At 60.0% G+C, this 21,437-nt stretch carries 18 protein-coding genes; 10 read left to right on the forward strand and 8 right to left on the reverse strand.

Annotated elements, in window-relative coordinates; genetic code table 11:
• Positions 1 to 45 precede the first annotated feature (45 nt).
• Positions 46 to 1,695 carry a phosphoglucomutase (alpha-D-glucose-1,6-bisphosphate-dependent) gene (pgm, locus tag ACZ6WW_RS18790; RefSeq protein ID WP_465275546.1) on the forward strand — a complete coding sequence of 550 codons (1,650 nt, stop codon included), beginning with the start codon at positions 46 to 48 and terminating at the stop codon, positions 1,693 to 1,695.
• Here the strand turns inward: pgm and ACZ6WW_RS18795 are convergent.
• Entirely contained in the window at positions 1,685 to 3,292 is a 1,608-nt protein-coding gene (locus ACZ6WW_RS18795; protein ID WP_465275547.1) for a S41 family peptidase, read from the reverse strand. The two genes, pgm and ACZ6WW_RS18795, sit on opposite strands and share 11 nt — an antisense overlap.
• Before the next feature lie 51 nt (positions 3,293 to 3,343).
• Between ACZ6WW_RS18795 and ACZ6WW_RS18800 the strand changes: the two genes are divergently transcribed.
• On the forward strand, positions 3,344 to 3,895 hold the full coding sequence (locus tag ACZ6WW_RS18800) for a helix-turn-helix domain-containing protein (RefSeq protein WP_465275548.1): 552 nt from the start codon (positions 3,344 to 3,346) through the stop codon (positions 3,893 to 3,895).
• Between the two features lie 48 nt (positions 3,896 to 3,943).
• Here the strand turns inward: ACZ6WW_RS18800 and ACZ6WW_RS18805 are convergent, their stop codons facing one another.
• Positions 3,944 to 4,327 (reverse strand): DUF4180 domain-containing protein, encoded by a 384-nt coding sequence (locus tag ACZ6WW_RS18805; RefSeq protein WP_465275549.1) that lies wholly within the window; start codon positions 4,325 to 4,327, stop codon positions 3,944 to 3,946.
• 10 nt (positions 4,328 to 4,337) lie between these two features.
• Positions 4,338 to 4,745, reverse strand: coding sequence for a VOC family protein (locus ACZ6WW_RS18810; RefSeq protein WP_465275550.1), 408 nt, complete (start codon positions 4,743 to 4,745; stop codon positions 4,338 to 4,340).
• A gap of 128 nt (positions 4,746 to 4,873) precedes the next feature.
• Here ACZ6WW_RS18810 and ACZ6WW_RS18815 point away from each other — a divergent pair, with 128 nt between their 5' ends.
• From ACZ6WW_RS18815 to ACZ6WW_RS18845, 7 genes are all read left to right on the forward strand, one after another.
• Positions 4,874 to 6,052, forward strand: coding sequence for a helix-turn-helix domain-containing protein (locus ACZ6WW_RS18815; RefSeq protein WP_465275551.1), 1,179 nt, complete (start codon positions 4,874 to 4,876; stop codon positions 6,050 to 6,052).
• Between the two features lie 41 nt (positions 6,053 to 6,093).
• Positions 6,094 to 6,480 carry a VOC family protein gene (locus ACZ6WW_RS18820; protein ID WP_281848897.1) on the forward strand — a complete coding sequence of 129 codons (387 nt, stop codon included), beginning with the start codon at positions 6,094 to 6,096 and terminating at the stop codon, positions 6,478 to 6,480.
• 424 nt (positions 6,481 to 6,904) lie between these two features.
• Positions 6,905 to 8,461, forward strand: a complete 1,557-nt coding sequence (locus tag ACZ6WW_RS18825; protein ID WP_465275552.1) for an ankyrin repeat domain-containing protein — start codon at positions 6,905 to 6,907, stop codon at positions 8,459 to 8,461.
• Positions 8,462 to 8,750: 289 nt separating this feature from the next.
• Positions 8,751 to 8,924 carry a hypothetical protein gene (locus ACZ6WW_RS18830; protein ID WP_465275553.1) on the forward strand — a complete coding sequence of 58 codons (174 nt, stop codon included), beginning with the start codon at positions 8,751 to 8,753 and terminating at the stop codon, positions 8,922 to 8,924.
• 92 nt (positions 8,925 to 9,016) lie between these two features.
• Entirely contained in the window at positions 9,017 to 10,579 is a 1,563-nt protein-coding gene (locus tag ACZ6WW_RS18835) for an asparagine synthase-related protein (protein WP_465275554.1), read from the forward strand.
• A 313-nt stretch (positions 10,580 to 10,892) separates the two neighbouring features.
• Complete coding sequence (locus tag ACZ6WW_RS18840) at positions 10,893 to 11,048, forward strand: hypothetical protein (RefSeq protein WP_281848876.1); 156 nt, start codon at positions 10,893 to 10,895, stop codon at positions 11,046 to 11,048.
• Between the two features lie 110 nt (positions 11,049 to 11,158).
• A complete protein-coding gene (locus ACZ6WW_RS18845; RefSeq protein ID WP_465275555.1) occupies positions 11,159 to 12,724 on the forward strand; it encodes an asparagine synthase-related protein in 1,566 nt (521 codons plus the stop codon).
• Positions 12,725 to 12,766: 42 nt separating this feature from the next.
• Here ACZ6WW_RS18845 and ACZ6WW_RS18850 read toward each other — a convergent pair whose 3' ends face one another.
• The 4 genes from ACZ6WW_RS18850 to ACZ6WW_RS18865 form a co-directional block, all read right to left on the reverse strand.
• The gene (locus ACZ6WW_RS18850; protein WP_465275556.1) at positions 12,767 to 13,147 is read right to left on the reverse strand and encodes a glyoxalase superfamily protein; all 381 of its coding nucleotides are present in this window, start codon (positions 13,145 to 13,147) and stop codon (positions 12,767 to 12,769) included.
• A 77-nt stretch (positions 13,148 to 13,224) separates the two neighbouring features.
• Complete coding sequence (locus ACZ6WW_RS18855) at positions 13,225 to 15,135, reverse strand: sensor histidine kinase (protein ID WP_465275557.1); 1,911 nt, start codon at positions 15,133 to 15,135, stop codon at positions 13,225 to 13,227.
• A gap of 58 nt (positions 15,136 to 15,193) precedes the next feature.
• Positions 15,194 to 15,889: a response regulator gene (locus ACZ6WW_RS18860; RefSeq protein WP_465275558.1), complete on the reverse strand. Its 696-nt coding sequence runs from the start codon at positions 15,887 to 15,889 to the stop codon at positions 15,194 to 15,196.
• A gap of 186 nt (positions 15,890 to 16,075) precedes the next feature.
• Entirely contained in the window at positions 16,076 to 16,636 is a 561-nt protein-coding gene (locus ACZ6WW_RS18865) for a lipocalin-like domain-containing protein (protein WP_465275559.1), read from the reverse strand.
• Positions 16,637 to 16,771: 135 nt separating this feature from the next.
• Here ACZ6WW_RS18865 and ACZ6WW_RS18870 point away from each other — a divergent pair, with 135 nt between their 5' ends.
• Positions 16,772 to 17,695, forward strand: coding sequence for a LysR family transcriptional regulator (locus ACZ6WW_RS18870; protein ID WP_465275560.1), 924 nt, complete (start codon positions 16,772 to 16,774; stop codon positions 17,693 to 17,695).
• 44 nt (positions 17,696 to 17,739) lie between these two features.
• Here the strand turns inward: ACZ6WW_RS18870 and ACZ6WW_RS18875 are convergent, their stop codons facing one another.
• Positions 17,740 to 21,306 (reverse strand): two-component regulator propeller domain-containing protein, encoded by a 3,567-nt coding sequence (locus tag ACZ6WW_RS18875; RefSeq protein WP_465275561.1) that lies wholly within the window; start codon positions 21,304 to 21,306, stop codon positions 17,740 to 17,742.
• Positions 21,307 to 21,437: the final 131 nt, after the last annotated feature.

Consider the following 21,437-nt stretch of genomic DNA (forward strand, 5'->3'; position numbering starts at 1 on the left):
AACTACCCACTTTATCGACTTGTCATCGGCGAAGAGGTGGTTTGCATGGGAGTAGTGATCAGTCCGCTTGCAGGGAAGTTGGCTCCACCCAGCCTGCTGGTCGATATCCCCAAACTGCTTGCCGCCTACGTCGATTTACGCCCGGACCCCAGCGTGCCGGCGCAGCGCGTGGCTTTCGGCACCTCGGGTCATCGCGGTTCGTCGTTCGATCGCAGTTTCAACGAGTGGCATGTGCTGGCCATCAGCCAGGCGATCTGCGAATACCGCACGTCCAAGGGTATCGACGGGCCGCTGTATATCGGTATCGATACTCACGCGCTGTCGCAGCCCGCGCTGGAGAGTGCGGTGGAAGTACTGGCCGCAAACGGTGTGCAGGTCATGCTTTCGTTGAACGGCGAGTTCACGCCGACGCCCGCCATTTCGCATGCGATCCTTGTGTACAACCGTGGGCGTACGTCGGGGTTGGCCGATGGCATCGTCATTACGCCTTCGCATAACCCGCCCGATAACGGCGGGTTCAAATACAACCCGCCCAATGGCGGGCCGGCCGATACCGATATCACCGGATGGATACAGAACCGCGCCAACGCGCTGCTGGAAGACGGCATCAAGGGCGTGCGCCGGATGCCTTTCGCTCAGGCGCGCCATGCGGCCACCATCCATGAGTTCGATTATCTCGGTACCTATGTCGCCGATCTGGATAACGTGGTCGATTTCGACGTCATGCGTGGCGCGGGTCTTCACATGGGTGTCGATCCGCTTGGCGGTGCCGGCGTGCACTATTGGGGCCGGATAGCCGAGCGCTACAAGATCGACCTGACCGTCGTCAGCGAAGTCGTCGATCCCCAGTTTGGATTCATGACGGTGGATTGGGACGGCAAGATCCGGCTCGATCCTTCGTCGCCCTATGCCATGGAACGATTGATCGGCCTGAAGACGCAATACGACGTCGCCTTTGCCTGCGATACCGATCATGACCGGCATGGCATCGTCACGCGCAGCAGTGGCCTGCTGATGCCCAATCACTACTTGTCCGTGCTGGTCGATTATCTGTTTCAGCATCGACCGCAGTGGTCCAGGGATGCCGCTATCGGCAAGACCCTGGTCAGCACCGCACTGATCGATCGTGTCGCCAAACGGCTGTCGCGCAGGCTTTATGAAGTGCCCGTTGGCTTCAAGTGGTACGTCGACGGTTTGCTCGATGGTTCGTTGGGGTTTGGCGGAGAGGAAAGCGCAGGCGCATCGTTCCTCAGTCGTGACGGTTCCGCGTGGTCGACCGACAAGGACGGCATCGCGGCCGCGCTGCTGTCCGGCGAAATCGCTGCGCGTCGAGGCCGCGATCCGGGAGAGCTCTATCGCGAGCTTGCGCTCGAACTGGGGACGCCATACGCCTCAAGGGTCGATGCGCCCGCCGATCCTGCACAAAAAGCGGTACTGGCGAAACTTTCGCCTCAGCAGGTGCAGAGCGCCGAACTGGTTGGTGAAAAAATCGAACGCATCCTCGATAGCGCTCCAGGCAATGGCGCCAAGATCGGCGGTATCAAGGTCGAGTCCGCCAGCGGCTGGTTCGCCGCACGTCCGTCGGGCACCGAAAACATCTACAAGATCTATGCCGAGAGCTTCAAGGACGAGGCGCACCTGCAGTCGATCCTGGAAGAAGCGCAGCAGATCGTCGATACCGCGCTCAAGGTTTAACGGTGCGGTTTCCCGGGATACCTTCAGCCAAGTGCGCGATCTGGATCGCGCACCGTGTAGTGACCGATTGGACCGCCGATGAAGATGACTGCGGCTTGCCCAGTAGCGCTACAGCGGCTCGATACGCGTTGCTATCCGTTGGCGAGGTATCCCACACCGAAGGGGACACCTTGCAAGCAGGTATGACGCCGCGGTTCCTGGGGATATCCGGCCACGCGAAGCGAAAGGCGAGGAGTGGCAAGCCGATGTCGATATTTGAGTGAGGCAAGGTGATGGTCCATTTATGTCCGCTGGTATTGCCTGAGTGTGTGCCGCCGACTTCCTCTCCGACAAAGATGCCCCGTCGATGGGCATGCAGAAGCGAAGCAAGCTCTGCGGCTCCGGAGAAGGTGTGGCCGCCAACGAGAACGACCAATCGGCCTGAAAAAACTGGAGTTTGCTGTCGCCAGCCGCTCATCAATCCTATGGGCGGCTCGTTCTTCCGCTCCAGATAGCCATTGCCGGCAAGGCGAACGCTGGTGATTTCATCATCGTCATAAACCGTTGTGGCGTAGATCTGGCCCGAGAGGCTGCGCACCGAGATGGCGTTGCCGCGGCTTCGAACATAGGCATATTCCCGGACGGGGTTTTCCACCAGGTACGAGAACAGAAGTTTCTCGTTCGGTTCGGAACCTCCTCCGTTTTGTCGCAGATCCAGGATGAGATTTTTGGCTCCTCGGTCGTGCAGTTCATCGAAGATGCCTTGAAGCGTCGTTGCGTAATCGCTACCGGCCTCCCGATAGCGTTTATTGCTGAAGGTAGGTACGTCTAGATAGGCGGTATCCTCGGTGACCCATTGAAGATGTGCCACCGGATTGAAGGGCGGCTCCGATGTAGGCCTGACATCGGCGGGGACGGCGTGTACTTGCTGTTCGCGCACATGTCCATCGTCATCCTCGATCGTGAGATGGAAAATCGTTTCGAGGCCATAGATGCGTTGGCGCATCGATGCATAGTGACTCCCCTCATCCCGCATGACGCCGGTTCGGATCGATCCGTCGTGCGGGCTGGAATGAAATAAATCATCGAACAGATGGCCTGCGGTTTGTCCGTTGATGGCCACGATCCTGCTGCCCCTGGGAATGTCCTTGGCGTCGCCGTAGCCGGTCATGACAAAAATCCCGTCTTCGCGCCACAGTAAATCCAAGGGAAACATCGGTGTCCGCGCATCAAGATGTTTGCACGCACTGACCGTGGTATGACCTTCTCCAATCTGGAAGAGCAGGGTTCGAATGACCCGTTGCAGGCCTTCGTCGGACGTGACCGCCTTTGACTGGAGGCGAGCCCGGGTCTTGGCGTTCTCCCAGTCAGCCTTGCTTTGGTGCCAGTAGATATCCGGCAGCGCGGCTTCGGCCGCGCTGATGGTCAGCTCGAGATCTTCCTGGACGTCAAACGACGATAAAGGCACGGGGGAGGGCGAACATGTCGCCTGATCAGGTGGTGCGGCGACTTCTCTTTTTAATTCAGCTGATTGGCCTGCACAAGGATTGGGAGCTATTGCCGCGAACGCAAGGATCATGGGGTAAAGCAAGACGCGATCAGCACGCCCGAAGACCATCGGATTGTCCTAGTATAAGCAATATATTGCTTATACTAGGGAGGCAATATTTTGCCTAGTACCGTAACCCCATCGTTTCTGATGCATGTGGCGGAAAACGTCCGCGCCTTTCGCACGCGCGCCGGTCTGAGCCAGAAGGCGCTGGCTGATTTGTCAGGAGTGAGCCAGCGAATGATCGGAGGCATCGAGGCAGGTGCTACCAGCGTCAGTACCGCGACACTCGACCGAATCGGTGTGGCGCTCGATGTGACATTGGCCGACCTGGTTCAAGATCCCGCCGCGGAGCGCTTGATCGTCATCGATCGATTGGGATGGGAAGGGGCGCGAGGTGGAACGGGTGTGCTCCGAACAAGTATTCAAGCGCGACGCGAAGTGGAGACATGGGCTTGGCGTCTTGAGCCTGGAGAACGTTACGAAGCTGCAGCGGACCCTGAAGGGTGGCATGTGATGCTGGTCGTCGTCGAGGGAAAGCTCACGGTGGAACTGGAATCGGAGACCATCGATATCAGTGCAGATTGCCATGTTTTCGAGAGCTCGCGGGCTCACGTGTTTGCGAATCACGGCAAACGAGTTGTGCGTTTCTTTCGGAGCACGATCTGTTGATGGGCAAAGACGAAGGCACTGGAAGCTCGCGTTCATCGAGGCGCCAGGTCATTGCATGGCAATCAACCGCTGTTCCAGTGCCTCAAGGTCGGAGACAAACCAGAATGTGCTTCCACCATTGGCTTCGAGCACCAGATCGCGAAAAGGGTTGCTGCGTTCCACCCACGCCGTGACATCGCCCACAATGGCAAGCTTCAGACGATAGTTGACCAGCTTTTGCACGATGGCGCCGGCCAAGCCGGTGCTGAGTCGAAAAAAATCCTCACTCAACGAATTCACCGGCAAGGCCAGCCAGCTGGCCTGATATTCGTACGCCTGGCTGATCAGCGTGCCGGCATCATGCTCATGTGCAATAACGGGAGCGTTTTCCGCGTACACCCATACGCACTCGGTGCCGATGTGGCGGATTCCATGGAACGTGCTTTTTTCCATATGTGATCTATCAGGTACGAGGGGTAAATTCCAGACGCAACCCTCCAGGCATGGCACAGATAAAATGCTTTCTGTCCATGCCGGGGCGCACAGGGCCTGGTGGGAACTCGATCACCACGCCGGGATGCCTGGAGACCTTGTCGAATAGCGCAAACAGTGCCGCTTCGTCAGGAACGGCGAGCGCCAGGTGATGAAGGCCGATATTCGCGCGGCGATCGAATGGAATGGCCGTGGCGGGATCGGCGACACGCCAAAGCGTGAGCGTGGTGCTGCCGTCGGTCACAAAACCCGAGGGATAGTTGTCGTTCCTGCCGACCTCCTTCCAGCCAAGGGTGTCGCAAAAGAAAGCCATCGCGGCATCGAGGTCGGGAACAGCCAGGCCGACATGATGCACACCGCAGGTCAATGCTTCGCTCATGTTTTTTCTTGCGCTTGAAAAGAAATAGCGTTGCATAGATTGCTATGGCTTGCCAGTTTCCGAATGCATGCTTTTCTGCCTGTTTCGGATTGGCACCGGTACGCATCATGGGTGCTTGCGGCAGCACCATGGCCTTGGCATGCTGCCTTCCCTTAGATAAGGCGCCGTGCATGGCCATGATTGCAGATACCACCCGGGGTTACTCCGAAGCGGTCAGGCAAGCCATTGTTCGGCAGAAGCAACGCTATGCGTCCCCCGAGTCGGTGACGGATGCCTCTGGCACGCACTCGCAGGTACTGCGCCGGTCGTTCACTGTGGCCAACGAACCTGTCGGCTTGCAGATGCGCGCGTGGAGCGAGTATGTGGGAAGAACGCTCGACGTGCCGCTGTCGCGGGCGCAAGTGGCGAACGGATTCGATGGAGATATCGACACCTACGTGCTCAAGGATCTGGTGTATCTGGATGTGCGCACGGATCCGCTATTGCAGGCCCGTACCGCGGCACGTATTTCTACCGACAACGTGCGGGATTTCGTTTTTCATGTTGCCGTCGAAGGCATTGTCGAAACGACGACAGGTCCCTCCCGCCGCGAGAAAGCATCCCAGTTCACGCCGGGGATTCTGGCGCTCGATATGGGCCAGCCCATGCACATGGTGCGGCCGATGCGATCTCACATCATGGCCTTCTTCCTTCCGCGCCATGTCGTTGAATCGGTCATCTCCGACCCGGAGTCCCTGCATGGTCGGGTCATCGGCTATGACACACCGCTGGCTCGCCTGCTTCCGCGCCATCTGGCGATACTGCGTCATGAATTGCCCACGATGACTTGCGAGGAGATGGATAGCAGCCTGCGAACGGCAGCCCATCTACTGATGGCGGCCTTCGGGAAACAGCACCGCCTGGGTAGCAGGGCGCGCGCCGCAGCGCGTGCTGCGATGCATGTTCAGATCAAGCACTACATCGAGGCGAATCTGCGTCGAAGGGAGCTTTCTCCCGAGGCCATTCTCGGTGCGTTCCCGCTGTCGCGCCCCACGCTGTACCGGATGTTCGAACACGAGGGTGGCCTTTTTGCCTACATCCGGCATTGCCGTTTACAGGAAGCGAGCGACCAGTTGGTACGCTCTCCGGCGATACCGGTGGCCGAGGTCGCCCAGAGTCTTTGCTTTGGCAGTTCTTCGGACTTCAGTCGCGCCTTCCACAGGACTTACGGTATTGCGCCGTCGGAGTTCAGGGCGCAAGGGTTGGACTGGCTGCAGCAGCGATGCATCGATCGCCAAAGCGCCCAGGTGTATTTTAGTCGGGCGTAGAGAAATACGGCATCTCACCACTACCTCATCTCGGAGATCTCATGAAACGCGTTACGGGAATAGGCGGCATCTTCTTCAAGGCCAAAGACGCCCCGGCACTGCGGGCCTGGTACAAGCAGCACCTGGGCATCGACGTACAGGCATGGGGCGGCACGGCGTTCACCTGGGACGACGGTGACGGCAACCCGGTTGGCGGAACGACCGTATGGTCGGTCGGGTCCTCGGGTAGCGATCAGTTTGAGCCCGGCACCGCGTCCTTCATGATCAATTACCGGGTGGAAGACCTTCTTGCCCTGGTCAAGGTCCTGCGGGAAGAGGGCTGCAACGTGCTCGAAAAGGTCGACGAATCCGAGTACGGCAAATTTGCCTGGGTCATCGACCCGGAAGGGAACAAGGTGGAGCTCTGGCAACCGCCCGAGGGGCAATGAGCGCAGCGATAGCCGGATCATGTATCCCGACTGCGTGACGCGGGATGGGCAAAAAAAGGCCGGCGGGCAGTGGGCTCGTCGACCTTTCGATACGGCAATTGTTTCGCCAGCGGCGCGCAAGAGAGCAACGGCTTTTCTGCTGTAGCAAAGTGACATGCCTCGGCCTGACATGTCATTTGGAGCCAAATACAGGGCGCATCGGGCGGTCTGCGTCAATCCTCGAGCAGCAAGTCAGGGGAGCCTCGGTTGACGTCTTGAGTCTTTTTATCCAATCCAGGGACCTGTGCTACGCTCCGCCACGGCGTTGCAAGGCCGCCACCGGGTCCGCGGAAAGGGTTCAACCCACCTGTCAGTTGCTTGCCATCACCCAACCTTTGTGCAGCCGGGCTTGCGGACCTTCGGCATACCATGCATGGAGGTTGTCATGAAAGTATTGCCCGCTCGTCCGCATCTGGACCATTTGAAGAAACAGGCCAAGGTCCTGCTTGACGGTTTTCGTCTCAAGGACCGCGACGCGCTCGAACGCATCCGTGTCGCCTTGCCTGTTGCCGCCAACTTCAATCACGAAGCCATTGCCGAGATGGACCTGCGTCTACATGACGCGCAATCGTGCATCGCGCGCGAATACGGTTTTGTCTCGTGGGTGCAGTTGAAGGAGTATGTGGCGCTCGCCGCGATTACTGCCGATGCAGCGACGCGACGGCATCAATGGCAACTCTGGACCTTTGGCTACGGCTATCAGGTGGCCAAGCCACGACTCGCCGAACGCCTGCTACACGATCATCCGGATGTACTGGCCGGCGATGCGGTGCTCGCTTGCGCCGTCGGCGACGTCGCCACGGTGAAGGCAGCCATCGCCGCCGATCCGGATTGGGCCAGAACGGCCCATGCGGACAACGCCATGACGCCATTGGTTTGTGCGACCTTTTCCGGACTGATTGCGCTACCCGGATATGCACTAGGCATCCGCACTTGCGTCGAGTTGTTGCTCGATGCGGGAGCGGACCCCAATGCGGTCTGGATCGACCCGCAGCTCCCTGGCGATCCACTCAGCGCTTTATATGGCGCTGCCGGTCGCAACCACGATATCGTGATCACCCGCGCATTGCTGGCCGTTGGTGCCAACCCCAACGACAACGAGTCTCTGTACCACGCCACTGAAGCCGCTGACAGCACTTTGACCAAGCTGTTGTTGGATGCTGGAGCTCATGTCACCGGCTGCAACGCGCTGTTTCGCGCGTTGGATATGGAGCGACCGGAGACGCTGCGCCTACTGCTTGCTCACGGTGGCGATCCGAATGAAGACGGCCCCCATGGGTTGCCTTTGCTGCATGCAATCCATCGTCGACGCTCGCCCGACATCATCGGCATCCTGCTCGACGCCGGTGCCAACCCTTCGGCAAGTACTCACCATGGGGTCAGTGCCTACCGCCTTGCCCATTGCCTGGGGCTCACGGAGGTAACCGAGCGTCTATTGCGAGCCGGGGCAGTCGCGGATCATCGCCCGCGCGATGCATTCCTCAATGCCTGTGCGCGGGCTGACCGTAAGGCGGTGCAGGCCATATTGGCTGCCGAACCCGATGTGATCGACAAACTTTCACCCCGGGCCTTGCGTATGCTCCCTGACCTGGCTGCCGCTGGCTGCGATGACGCAGTGAAGGTAATGGTGGAGGCGGGGTGGCCGATCACGGCGCGCGGTGGTGACATCGACGGTAGCGCCCTCAATCAGGCGGTGTTTCGAGGCAACGCTGCGCTGGCCGCATTCCTGCTCGCACATGGCGCGCATTATGACGAACGCCACGGTTACAACGACAATGTCTACGGCACTCTCAGTTTCGCCTCCATCGCGGAAACAACGCCCGGCGGCGATTGGCTGGCTTGCGCAAAAGCCTTGATCGATGCGGGTTCTCCAATTCCCGAAGAGCGCTATGACTTTCCCGAGGATATTGCGGCGTACTTCCAGGCGCTTCGCGACGTGTAGCGGCACCCTGGCTGCAGTTAGAGGCGGGCCCCATGATTTCCGTAACGGATACATGGGGCATGCCTCTAAATTCTCGGAGGTTCTAAGGAAATAAAATATCGCTATTTCAAACGGGTAGAAAATATTGCTGCACGCGATTAGCACACTGAAAGGCCGGGTTTCGGAAAAATGTGCGCTATTTCATAGTAAATGCACTCGACCCATTTGATGGCATTTTGAAACGGTAAATCATGATAGGTTCTGAAGGCCGCCATAGGGGTGGCCCATTTATCTCAATCGGAGTGCCCTCATGAATCAGCTCGATGTTGTGATGCACGAAGAGTTTCAGAACGAAATCAATCCTTTCGGCGTTGAATTGGACGGACCGCTGCGTAATCTGGCAGCGACGGGAAAGCGCGCACCCAAGATCAACGACGACGGTGATATCGGCCGCGCCGGTACCATCCATGGCGGTGGCGGTTAAGCGACGCAATCACGAAACCTGATCTCGTTCTTTGGTAATACTCAAGCCGCCTCCTTCATCGGAGACGGCTTCTTTATGGATAAGAACCCAGCATGCTCAAGGCCGACATTGCTTTACCGGATCTATTGCATGACCCGCAATGGCGGGATGACTCCATCGTGTTGGGAGACAGTCGAATCACGCCTCACGCGCATCCGAGCCTCGAAGCATTGCTGGTACGGACGAAAGGCCAATGGTTCGCCATAGTGCGGGAGCGCACAGCATCGGCAGACGCAACCATAGGGGCGCGCGATGTCGACAACGAGGAATTCCAAAGACTTTATCGGCAGTGCCTATTGTGGCCCCTCGACTACGTCATGTTCGAAGCCGCGCAGATGGGCTGCCGGATGAAAGTACGTGCCGGCGTATTTGGCTCGTTACCTCTTTACTGTCGCGCCACCCAGGACAGAGTCAAACTCTCCTGGGACGTTACGGATCTGGCCACCGAGCCTTTAGCGATCGATGCGGAGATCGCCAGCCATCGTCTTGCGATGAACACGGTGTACTCGGCGCGACAGTTGAGTGTGGGCATCCAGTTGCTGACCGAACGTGCTTCGTTTGAGGTCGAGCCGGGCAGGGCAAGTTATCGGTATCCCACGCCGGCCGCGGAGACTTCTCCCGCACCGTTGCCCGCAGGGCGCGATGCGCTGTCGATGTTCGACGAGCTCCTGCAGCGTGCCGTATCGGTCAGGCCGATGGCAGCGAGTCGAATATCGCTGGAGCTGAGCGGCGGCATGGACTCGGCCAGCGTGGCGTGTGCCTTGGCGAAACGCCATGGGCCGGTGGCAAGCAAGGGAATCTTGTTGGACGGCCACGTTCGCCAACCGCAAGTTCAACGCCGGGAGCAGATTGCGAAGCGACTCGGCCTGCTCGACGATACCGTGGAGATGACGGCCTTTCCGCCCGATCTCGATATCCAACGCCCAGTTCTGTCAAAGAGCCTGTCACGCGAGTACTACTTGGAAGCCTGTTCGGCGCTATGGAGCAAGGCACGTGTGCAAGGGCACGACGTGCTCTTCACCGGTATCGGCGGCGATGAGCTGTTTCCGAGCTATCTCGACGAAGTACAGAAGCAGGATCCGAGTACGACGGGAAGGGAGCACGAGGTCAGGCATTACGCCATGCAATTGCTCACGCCCCATGCGCGGAGCGCTGCCAATAGCCTTCGCGGCTTCGACGCGCCACCCAGCCCCGTCCCCTCCACAGCGCTATTGGCACATGCCTGCCGTGCCCCTGATCTGGTGCGGCACGGGTTGTGGCCGGTCAATCCGCTGAGCGACCCTGGCCTCATTGCCTTCTGTCATCGACTGCCTCGCGAACATCGACAAGGCAGAGAGCTCATCCGGCAATATCTGCAAGCGCATTTAGGCGATGAGGTGTTTCCACGCAACTACACCAAGGAAACCTTTGCTGGGGTCTTCCCGGAGCTGATTTCTCATCACGCTTCGTCGCTTGCGGCACAGCTACGCGATTGCGCGTTAGCGGATCTTGGTTTGGTGGATCAGCGCGCCGTTCTAGGGTTGCTCGAATCGGTAGCCGCTACCAGGGCTTCCGCGCCTACCACCGCACTGACATCGTTTCTCTGGCTTGAGCGCTGCGTGCGCGAGCTTCATTAACCAGGATGTTCTTCAGTTCCTCCTATCGTCATCCCGGCGCAGGCCGGGATCCAGTGTCTCCGGTTCCCGGTTTTCGCGATAAAGCAGATTCTTTATGCCTCTCGCGATAACCGACCGCAAAGTCGCTGGATCCCGGCCTGCGCCGGGATGACGAGTAGGAGGGGCGCAATAAATTGTGGTAGGAGATTAGGAGGGGCGCAATAAATTGTGGTCGGACATCTAGCCAATAGTGATCTGTGATTCGTTTGCCAGCCTCACGGCTGTGCTAGCGTCAGAATTGCCGCACCTGGCGGCCAACTCAACGGATACTCTTATGGAACAGCAAGACGTTGTCATGCAAGAAGAGAGCGTGAGTGAAATCAATCATTTCGATGTTCAAGTAGAAGCGCCGATGTCGCGGCATGTAAAGACTAAAAAGCAAACCTGGAAACTTCCCATTCCGGGCGATATTGCAGGGCACGGCCCCTGATTATCGCCTTCCGGGCTGCAAGAGATGCCGACAAGCCAATATCTGGTTTGCCGTGAATACCAGGGTCGCCTCTTTCGCGAGGCGACCTTTTTTTCGTGCGGAAATCGATCATGCTCAAGGCCACTATCGCGCTATCCGATCTCGCGCTGAATGCGGATTGGATAAATGACTCCATCATGGTGGGCGAAAGCCAGATCACTCCCTTCCCGCATCGAATGCTCGAAACGCTTTTTGTGCGCACCGAAGGTCAATGGTTTGTGGCAGTCAGGGAGCGCCTCGCATCCAGAGCGTCTGACGCATTGGCCGCAAAGCGAGACGTCGATATCGAGACGTTCAACCGGCTTTATCAGGAATGCCTGCTCTGGCCACTCGACTACGTCATGATCGAGATCGCGCAGGCGGGATGCCGGATGAAGGTGCGGGCAGGGGTTTTCGGCACCGTGCCGCTGTATTTTCGAACCTTCCGCGACCGTGTCCTGCTCTCCTGGGATCCGGGCGATCTGCTGGTCGGGCCTTTGGCCATCGACGTAGAGATGGCAAGCCATCGCCTTGCGCTTCATTCGATCTATGCGGCGCGCCAGCTCAGCGTCGGTGTCACGCTGCTCACCGAGCGTGCCTTGCTTTATGTTGAACCGGGCAAGGTCAGTTACCGGTATCCGTCGCCGGTAGAAGAGACGGTTCCATCGCCTTTGCCGAAAGGCCGCGATGCCATGGTGGCGTTCGGCGAGCATTTGCAACGCACCGTGTCCATGCGACCCAAGGGAAGAAGCCAAGTGGCGGCGGAGCTGAGCGGTGGCATGGACTCGGCTACGGTGGCCTGCGCCTTGGCCGAATCGCATGAAGAAGTAGAAAGCCTGGGCATTCTTCTGGACGGAGACACGCGCCAAAGTCAGGAGCAGCGCCGTCAACGGATGGCAAGCCGGCTTGGCCTGCGCGACTACACCGTGGAGATGGCCGACTACCCGCCGTCCGCTGATGTACAACCCCAGCCCGGCCGAACACCCAGACTTTACTGGGAGTACTACCTCGAACCTTCCATGGCGCTCTGGGCACAGTCGAAGGCACGGGGATGCGACACGCTCTTCACCGGCATCGGCGGCGACGAACTGTTTCCGTATTACCTGGATGAAACACAGGCAGTACATGTCCAAGCGTGGCAAAGCGAAACGCCGCACTATGTGGAGCAACTACTCACACCGCGCGCATGGAACGCCGCAAACAGCCTGCTTCATTTCGAAGCTCCGGCCAGCCCCGTGCCAGCGAGCGTGCTACTGGCGCATGCATCGCGCACTCCCGATATGCTCCGGCACGGTTTCTGGCCGATCAATCCACTGAGCACTCCCAGTCTCGTGACCTTCTGCCACCGATTGCCGACGGAGCATCGCCAGGGCAGGGAAGTCATGAGGCAATACCTGCGCAGCCATCTCGGCGAGGAAATCTTCTCGCAGGGCTACGTCAAGGAAAGCTTCGCGCATGTGCTTCCCAATGTCATTGCCCGGCACGCCAGCGCTATTGCCTCGCAACTGCGCGAATGTGTTCTGGCCGACCTGGGTCTGGTTCGGCCCAAGGCGGCACTGGAATTGTTGGATCGGGTAGCCTCCACGCGTGCACTTGTGCCTACGGCAGTGCTGGTGTCTTTTCTCTGGCTGGAGCGGTTTGCCCGGCAAGTGAGTTGATAGGCCGGCCCGGGATTTCCAAAGGTTTGTCACCCATCGCATCTATGTGATGGGTGTGCAAAAGCACAAACCATTGCCGTCTGGATCGACCACGGCAAATTCTCGCAGTCCCCACGTTTGATCGACCGGTGCGGAATGAAGCGGGGAGTCAGGGCGCAGCGTGGTGTCCAGCCCTCGCGCGCGAAAGGTGGAGTAACGTTCGTCGACATTCTCTACGAACACACGGTTGATCGAACCGAAGACGCCATCGCCTGCGTGGCGCGACAGCTGTAGCTCGGCGCCGTCGCGGACAAGGTCGATGACGCCGTTGGACATTTCCTCGTCCTCGTATCCCGGCCATTTGCGTTCGAAATCGAGGATCCGTGTGTAAAACCGTAGGGATGCCTCCAGGTTACTGGACTTGATCACGGGAACAATCTTCATGACGTTCTCCTGCGCAGCCAACTCGGCGGATAGTATCTGTCATACCTGGTCGCCAAACCATCGGCGTCATACGGATACTATTTTTTGCGTTCCAGCGGCAGCCACAGCGTAAATCGCGTGCCGGTTTCTCCCGAAAGCCACGTAACCTGTCCGTCGATCGACTGCGCACGACGCTGCTGATTCTGCAGGCCGCGCCCATGGCTTCGCCGAAGGGCGGTTGCCACGTCGAAGCCCTGGCCATTGTCTTCAATGGCGATCTGTACGCCGACTCCCTCGACGGCTGTGGTCATCCTGATGACGGTGGCGCGCGTGTGGCGCAATGTGTTGGCTACACTTTCCTGGACGATACGCAGGATATTCAGCGCGCTCGACGGGTCCAGCCAGGCCAGCGCCGGCAGTTCCCTGATGTCCCAGACCAATGCAACATTGGCGCCCTCCATGCGGGGTTCCAATCGGAAACGCAGGGTGGCCAGCAACAGCAAGAGATCGGCTTCGACCGGTTCCATCGAGTCGATCGCCAGCTTGAGGTCGTCCATGCAGTCCTTGAGTATCTGCGATACCTCCGTATCGCTCATGCGGCCTTGCTCCACCGAGCGAATGGCGCTGATCAGGCTGGAACCGAGCCCATCGTGCATGTCCTGCATCAGGCGCTGGCGTTCGTCGCTCAGCAATTGACGCTGTTCGATCTCGCGCAATCGTTGATGGCTTTGTTCCAGTTCGATCTCACGCAGGCGCAGTCGTTCGGCGAGACTGGCGTTGATCCGCTCCACCTCTTCGATGGCACTCACGTAACGCCGATACATCAGCAAGCCAAAGAAGATAAAGGTGACGCCATTGGTGTACGCACCCAGGAACCAGCCTTCCGGACCGACAACGTTGTTATGCAACATCCAGTCGGACATGCCGAGCAGAACGCAGATGGCGATCGCCACGACTACCAGGCGTCCCTCCCGCGAGGCCCGCCAGGTACTGACGCCACCCACGATCCCCACCACCATGGCCATCAGCAATTCGATCGCGTAGATCGCCGCCAGGACCGGCGCCGTACCAGACAAGGCCCAAGGCAGCGGCAGGGTGGCGATGCCAATCAGCACGGTCGCCGCCACCATGGCTCGACCGAGCCAGCGCAGCGGGTGACGGTGCAGATGCCGTAAAAAGAAATGTACCGCTGTGAGCCCCCAGCATATGGAATTGAGCACGAGCCAGCCGAACCAGTCCTGGGCAATCGGCAAATCCACGTAATAGTGCAGGTGTGCGACAAAGGCGATGGCGGACAGGTTGAAGAACAACAGATAGCCCGTTTCATGGCGACGTCTGAACCACACGAACAGGGCAAAGACGCCCACCGCCAAAAATGCCGCGTTCAACATGGCCGGCAATCCACGCTGCAACCACTGCCGGATCTCATAACGGCCGCGCAAGGCATCGGCGGGGCCCAGCCACAACGAGGACACGGCAATCGGGTACTGCGATGTGTGTTCAAGCCTGATCAGAATTTCCCGCACTGGCACGTCGCCCATGCCTGGCTCCGACCCTACCCACAACGGAGTGAACAAGCTGCTCCATTGCTGGCCTCGCTGCTGCCCCCGATACATCAGCTTGCCGTTGATATAGATGTCGATGGGGCCGTCGGTCTTGAGGCGCACGCCATACAACGACAGCGACTTCGTTGCAGACGGCTGCCCGTCCACGGGCACTCTGACCCAGGTGATGCGGTCCGCGCCGGTCTTGGCGCCCTCGGCTTGCGAGGCCGGGTGCATGGCAAGGGGTAGCGCCGTGTCATGCCATGTATCCGGCAAGCTGCGGCTGTCCAACGAGACAGGCGCTGTACTGAAGCCGGGCGTTTCCACTTCCTGCCAACTGGCGTGCGTCAGGTGCAGACTCTCGCCGGATCGCTGGATGCCACTTACCGCTAAAGAGAGGAGGGCGCCCACCGCAGCCAGCATGGCTATCGAGAAAACAAGTGCGGCAGCAGGAAAGTATTTCAAAAGGCGATGAGGTTTCCTTTCGATAACAGCTTTACCCGATATCGATGTTCGAGCCGAACTAGCCGTCCAGAATCCCCTGATTTCTGGCTTCATAGATTGCTTCCGCCTTGGATGTCACGTTCAACTTGCTGTAAATGCGCCTCACAAAGCTTCGCACAGTGAAGGGCGACAAGGACATCAGCTTAGCGATTTCATTGGCCGTAAAGCCTTTGGTGATGAGTTCCAACACTTCTTTCTCGCGCGCCGATAGCAGCAGTTGAGTTTCCTCCGACGCGGTCGATCGAGCCGCATCCCCGGTCTTGATCTGCCGGAACCGGGCGAGCACCTGCCGCGCAATGATGGGGCTGATCGGGCTGCCGCCGCTGGCCACGCTGCGAATTTCGTCGACGATCCTGGCGGGGGTGCTGTCCTTCAGCAGGTAACCCGATGCACCCGCCTCGATCGAGCGGATGACGTGGACCTCATCGCCGAAGTTGGTACTGACCATGACGCTGCAGCTGGGCCACAGCCGCACGGCGGCCTTGATGACGTCGATACCGGAGCCATCGGGCAAACCCAGATCCACCAGCAGCACATCAGTGGGCTCGCCCTGCAACAGGCTCAACCCTTCAGCGCGGGTACCAGCGGTGCCGGCAAGCCGAATGTCCTGCGCACTCGCTATCGCCTCAGCCAGCGCACGGCTGAAGCCCAGGTCATCTTCCACGATGGCAACGTGGATCAAGGGCGGCAGCTGGCCGATGCTCGGTGAATCCATGAGGAGTCCAAGATCCCTAAAGAGCATCATTGTGCAACTCAATAGGCGAGAGCGCGTGTAGCGTTTTTGTGCTACAGACAGCGTTCCATGCTGTCCCCATGATCAATGCGGAAAATAGCGAAAGACCGAGCGCACGTCGATGCGGGTGGTTACCGCATCGACATGCATTCGTCGGGCGGGAAATCGCTATGAGCGAACGCGCCGCCATACGACCTCACCGTGCGCTCCTTCTGCCGCACCACTGGACGGCTTGGCTACGGTATAGGTCAATTCATCGCCGGCAATGGTGTAATTCGTGTCGCCACCCTTGCCGTCCCAGTTCGGAAACGATGCGCGCAGGATCTGGCTGTGCATGACGGTGCCGTTGGCACTGACGTGACCGAAGTGGGCATTGCTGTCCATCGAGGCAGCACGGTACTCGTCCGCGGTCCCCTTGGATTTGTCGTTTACCGCGAAGGGCATGCGCTTCGCCCGCACGATCTGCATCATGTAGTCGCCCTGTGCATCGATAAGCCACATGCCCTCTGGGTTCGAGCCATAGAGCTCCACGCGATGTCCGTCCGGATAGACGTTGTCGCAACGAACCAGAGTCCAGGCTCCGACCAGTTCCTTTGGCACCATCATGTGGTCGCCAGCAGCATCCATGTGTTTCATCGCCCCAGCCTGGGCCGGGCTGGCGGCCAGGACGGGCGAAGCAGCCAGTGGGGCGAGCAGGGAGGCAAGCAACAAGAGTTTGGCGCGTGACATGTCGAAACCTCGGGTGGATTGGGGTGAGGGCATCGTCACCTGCGCGTCTTGTATTGATAATAGGCCTGGATATTTATTGACCTTCAAATCTTATTTGAAGATCATGCCTCCTGGCCCTTTCGCAGCCTGGACTTCATGAACCGCCTTAGCGACATGCAACTCCTTGTCGACGCGGCCGATCTGAGCAGCCTGTCGGCTGCCGGTCGACGGGCGGGGCTCTCGCCTGCCGCGGCCAGCGCCTGTCTGCAACGGATCGAGGCCATGCTCGGCGCGCGGCTCTTCGAACGTACGACCCGGCAATTGCGCCTGACCGATGAAGGGCGCAGCTATGTCGCGTCCTGTCGGATCGCCATCGAGACCATGAAGGAAGCCGAGCGTGTGGTTCGCAACGGCACCGATGCTGTAAGCGGCACGCTGCGCATATCGGCGCCTTCGGATCTGGGGCGCAATCTGCTGGTCTACATCCTGGATCGTTTCATGGACCTGCATCCGGATGTGCGCATTGTTCTGACACTATCGGATTCGCTCTCGCGTTTCGTGCCGGACGATATCGATGTGGCGATTCGCGTCGGCCCATTGGAGAACAGCGACCTGGTGGCGCGTCATCTTGCCGATAGCTGGCGCGTGGTCTGCGCCTCGCCAACGTGCATTGAGACCCATGGCATACCGAAGCATCCTGAGGAGCTCGCTGAATTGCCGTCACTGGTACTCACCACGAACGCCGGGCCTCGAAATGAGTGGCGTCTCGGGGAAGAGGTCGTGCGGGTCCGGCGATATCACGAGAGCACCGACAGCGAAGTCATACGTACCTGGGCTGTGCTCGGTCGCGGCTTTGCTTATCGTCAGCTTTGGGCGGTGATGTCGGATGTACGCGAAGGCCGGTTGATGCTCGTCAACGCGCCTGCTTGGTCCGCACCCACGCCTATCCACGCGATGTACCACCCGAACGTATTTCAGCCACCGCGTGTACGCCGCTTTGTCGATTTTCTGCACGCCGAACTGGCGAGGCGGCTACCGCTCATGGCCGATGATGCGATGGGGTTTCCGTCAACGAAATAATCGCACCACACAGCGGGAAGTTCTCCAGGTGTGTAGGAGCGACTTCAGTCGCGATCCACGGCTACGTCACGGCTTGTCGCGACTGAAGTCGCTCCTACAAGATCAGGAGGGTTGAGCGTGGCTGCCAGCGCCTGAGCCAGTTGTTCGCCATGCAACGGTTTGCGCAGGAAGCCATCCATGCCGGCGGCATAGGCGCGACTTTCCTCGTCACCCCCGACACGCGCCGTAATGGCGATCATCGGCATCGTGGTGCAGCCTTCACGCGAGCGCACCAACCGTGCCCATTGCAGGCCGTCCAGGCCGGGCAGGTCCAGATCGACCAGCGCCGCGTCGAAGCGCTGGTGCCCCAGCATCTCCAATGCGCGCAACGCGTTGGGCGCGTGTTCGACCGTGTGTCCTTGCACCTCCAGCAGACCAACGATGACGGCGGCGACAGTAGGCTCGTCCTCTAGCAGTAGCAGGTGCCAGCGCGGGCCTTCCTTGCTGCTGATCGAGTGTGGTTGTTCAACGAAGGCGGGCGCGGCAGGCAAGGGCAGCAGCACATGGAATGTGCTGCTCGAACCGGGCGTCGATTCCAACGTGATGGCACCGCCCATCAACGTCACCAGCTCACGGCAAATCGCCAGACCCAACCCGCTGCCCGAGCCGCGCTGCGGACTGTCCAATTGCTGGTAGCGCTGAAATAGCTTGGCCTGGTCGGCCGGCGTGATCCCCGGGCCGGTATCGCTGACAGTGAAGCGCAGCCCATCGGCTTCGTTCGCCAGCGCCAGTCGCACTTCGCCATGCTCGGTGAACTTGACGGCGTTGCCAGCAAGATTGAGCAGGACCTGCCGGATACGCACCGCATCGCCCAGCACATAGGCCGGCACGCCGGTGGCGATATCCACGCGCACATCCAGCCCCTTGGCCATGGCCTTGGCCCGCTGCAACTCGGCCACGTCCTGGATCAAGGCGCGTGGATCGAAAGGAGCAGGTGCCAGATGCAAGTGGCCGGCCTCGATGCGCGCCAGATCGAGCGCATCGTTGACCAGCGTGAGAAGAACTTCGCCGGAGTTGCGGATCGCCTGCACGTAGCGCTGCTCGACATCGGCAAGCGGCCGGCTTTGCAGAAGTTCGGCCATGCCCAGCACGCCGGTCATCGGCGTGCGGATCTCGTGACCGAGCTGAGCCAGGAACTCGGTCTTTGCCTGGCTTGCGGCATTGGCCAGATGATGTTCCTGCGTGATCAATTCCAGGCGATGACGCTGCGATTGGCGACGGCGCATGGCATGGAGCAGGGCCATGAAGAGCAACGCCAGAAGCAAGGTATAAACAAGCCAGGCCCACCAGCGCAACCACGGTGGATTATCCACGTGCACGTGCAGCGGTGTCGTCAGCTCGCCCCATACACCATCGGGCCCGGCGGCTTGCACGTGCAAGGTGAAATCGCCACTGGGCAACTGGGTAAAGGTGCGATCGCCACGGTGGCCGGTATCGACCCAGTTGTTGTCGACACCATCCAGGCGAAAGCGATAGGTATTTCGCTCCGGCGCCATGAAGGACAGCGCGCGCGCCACGATGGCGAAGTCGCGGTCATTCCAGGCCAACGTCACGGGGCTGTTGCCGGAGGCGAACTCGCGCGTGCCATCGGGGCCGCGCGCACGTAGCGCACTCAATCGCACTTCCGGCCGCCGTTGATTTGGCTGGATGGCTTTCGGCTGAAAACCGACGATACCGTTCTTGGAAGGCGCGTACAGCGTCCCGTCCGGCAGGCGGGCGATCGCATTGCTGCCAAAGTACGTGTCTACGAGGCCATTTTGCAGACCGAAGCCGTGCAGGCTGCGATCGGCCGGGTCGTATAGCCAAAGTCCGCTGCGGGTGAACAGCCACGCGCGGCCGGCGCCGTCCACGCGCAGGCTCATCACGCTGTTGATCGTGCGCTGATCGTCGAGGGAATAGCGCGCCAGACGTGTCGCATGGCCTCTCTGCCAGCGATAGACCGACAGACTATCGGCATCGGCCACCCATAATTCGTCATCACGCAAGTCCAGTGCGCGCACGAAACGTCGCTCCACCCCTTCCACGTAGCTTACCGGCTGGCCTGGCTCCCAGCGCAGCATGCCTTTGTCCGTAGCGACCCACAAAGCATGGCCATGCCAGCGCATATCGTTACTGGACGCCTCGGCCAGTTCGGCGTTGGCGAATGCCAATGGTTCGCAATGCGTGCTATCGGCGGCCACGGCACATAAGCCGCTGGGCACCAGGCCCATGTAGGCCGTACCGTTCTCGTCTAGTTCTACGTTGTACGCCGGCGCGGTGACGGCAATGGATTCGAGATGGCCCTGGCTATAACGGAAGCTGCCATTTGCCGCATTGATCCATAGCCGCCCGCGCGCATCCGCTGCCATGCCGTAGACGCTGTTATGGTGCACACCGGGCAAGCGTACTGAGGCGGGCTCCACGATCTGCGTGGCCGGATCGAGTCTGTCGATCACACCGTCCTGGCTGCCGATCCATAACGCGCCGTCCGTTGCTGCGGCGACCGCGGTAAAGGTGCCGGGACTGAGGCTGGCCGCATCGTCTGGCCGATGAATACCGCGCGTGAAGTTATTCCAGTCCGGCGCGAGATAAGCCAAGCCGTTCTCGGTGCCCAGCCATAGCCCGCCTTCACGATCATGCAGCAGGCGCAGCACGATCTGGCCAGGCAACGCATAGGGCAGGAGCTGGTCGGCGCCAAAGCGGAAAAGGCGCCCGTCGCGATCACGCAGCACCTGGCCGTTGGTGGTGCCCAGCCACAAGCGGCCCATGCCATCGGGTGCGATCGAGGTAACCGGCGCGGGCGTTACGCCTTCCAGCGGCACGCGGCGAGCGACGCCATCGGCGGCCAGACGGAAGAGGCCGCGCACGGTGCCGACCAGCAGGGCATCGCCATCTTCCGCCAGGGCGAACACCAGCGGCGAGGCGACCAGTTGGCCATCGAGTTCTTCGAAACGTACGTGACTGAAGCCGCCATCGCTTTCGCGCCGATCCAGGCCAGCGCCGGTGCCGACCCATAGATGGCCATTCGGCGCAGTCAGCAGCACATGTACGTCGTCGTTGCTCAGACTGCGCGCATTGACCGGGTCATGGCGGATATGTTCGAAGCGCTCCGCGCCCAGCATATGTTCCAGGCCGCCGTCGCTTAAGCCAATCCACAGGGTGCCGTCGTGATCCTGCGCGAGCGCATCAATCTGGTTCCCGCCGAGGCTGCCCGGCGCCTTGTCGTCATGGCGCCAATGCATGAAGCGGTCGCGGGCAGCGTCATAACGCACCAGGCCATCATCGCCGCCGCCCCATAATTGCCCCTGCGCGTCGACCAGCAGGGCACGTATGCGGTCCGACGGAGCGGCGTAGGGATCGCCGGCCCGGTGCGGCCAGGTCTTGAACTCCACGCCGTCATAGCGTGCAAGCGCGGAGCCGGTCGCCACCCAGATGTAACCGTCGCGATCCTGCAGCAGCGCGCTGATGGTCGGATCGGGCAACCCCTCCGCGGTACCGAACCGACGAAATTGCGGCGTAGGCGCCCGCGGTGCCTCGGTTGGCGGCGCGGAGTTGCCAAGCAGCGAAGCAACAAAAAGAAGCGCCGTCAGCATCGATACTCCGATGTCTGCCTGGCAATGCTGCCGGTCATGAAACTGGGGTCGATGTCCGCACGGGGCATCTGGGGCATGTTATGGACTAAAGCCACGATCATCAAAGCAGTATGGGCTTCTCTAGCATATCG

The sequence above is a fragment of the Dyella sp. NPDC103356 genome, assembly GCF_055584465.1.

What these genes read in the sequence shown, in the direction of transcription:
- pgm (WP_465275546.1), top strand. Translation starts at nt 46, where the DNA reads ATGGGAGTAGTGATCAGTCCGCTTGCAGGGAAGTTGGCTCCACCCAGC.
- ACZ6WW_RS18795 (WP_465275547.1), bottom strand. Translation starts at nt 3,292, where the DNA reads ATGGTCTTCGGGCGTGCTGATCGCGTCTTGCTTTACCCCATGATCCTT.
- ACZ6WW_RS18805 (WP_465275549.1), bottom strand. Translation starts at nt 4,327, where the DNA reads ATGGAAAAAAGCACGTTCCATGGAATCCGCCACATCGGCACCGAGTGC.
- ACZ6WW_RS18810 (WP_465275550.1), bottom strand. Translation starts at nt 4,745, where the DNA reads ATGAGCGAAGCATTGACCTGCGGTGTGCATCATGTCGGCCTGGCTGTT.
- ACZ6WW_RS18815 (WP_465275551.1), top strand. Translation starts at nt 4,874, where the DNA reads ATGGCCTTGGCATGCTGCCTTCCCTTAGATAAGGCGCCGTGCATGGCC.
- ACZ6WW_RS18820 (WP_281848897.1), top strand. Translation starts at nt 6,094, where the DNA reads ATGAAACGCGTTACGGGAATAGGCGGCATCTTCTTCAAGGCCAAAGAC.
- ACZ6WW_RS18825 (WP_465275552.1), top strand. Translation starts at nt 6,905, where the DNA reads ATGAAAGTATTGCCCGCTCGTCCGCATCTGGACCATTTGAAGAAACAG.
- ACZ6WW_RS18830 (WP_465275553.1), top strand. Translation starts at nt 8,751, where the DNA reads ATGAATCAGCTCGATGTTGTGATGCACGAAGAGTTTCAGAACGAAATC.
- ACZ6WW_RS18835 (WP_465275554.1), top strand. Translation starts at nt 9,017, where the DNA reads ATGCTCAAGGCCGACATTGCTTTACCGGATCTATTGCATGACCCGCAA.
- ACZ6WW_RS18840 (WP_281848876.1), top strand. Translation starts at nt 10,893, where the DNA reads ATGGAACAGCAAGACGTTGTCATGCAAGAAGAGAGCGTGAGTGAAATC.
- ACZ6WW_RS18845 (WP_465275555.1), top strand. Translation starts at nt 11,159, where the DNA reads ATGCTCAAGGCCACTATCGCGCTATCCGATCTCGCGCTGAATGCGGAT.
- ACZ6WW_RS18850 (WP_465275556.1), bottom strand. Translation starts at nt 13,147, where the DNA reads ATGAAGATTGTTCCCGTGATCAAGTCCAGTAACCTGGAGGCATCCCTA.
- ACZ6WW_RS18860 (WP_465275558.1), bottom strand. Translation starts at nt 15,889, where the DNA reads ATGGATTCACCGAGCATCGGCCAGCTGCCGCCCTTGATCCACGTTGCC.
- ACZ6WW_RS18865 (WP_465275559.1), bottom strand. Translation starts at nt 16,636, where the DNA reads ATGTCACGCGCCAAACTCTTGTTGCTTGCCTCCCTGCTCGCCCCACTG.
- ACZ6WW_RS18870 (WP_465275560.1), top strand. Translation starts at nt 16,772, where the DNA reads ATGAACCGCCTTAGCGACATGCAACTCCTTGTCGACGCGGCCGATCTG.
- ACZ6WW_RS18875 (WP_465275561.1), bottom strand. Translation starts at nt 21,306, where the DNA reads ATGCTGACGGCGCTTCTTTTTGTTGCTTCGCTGCTTGGCAACTCCGCG.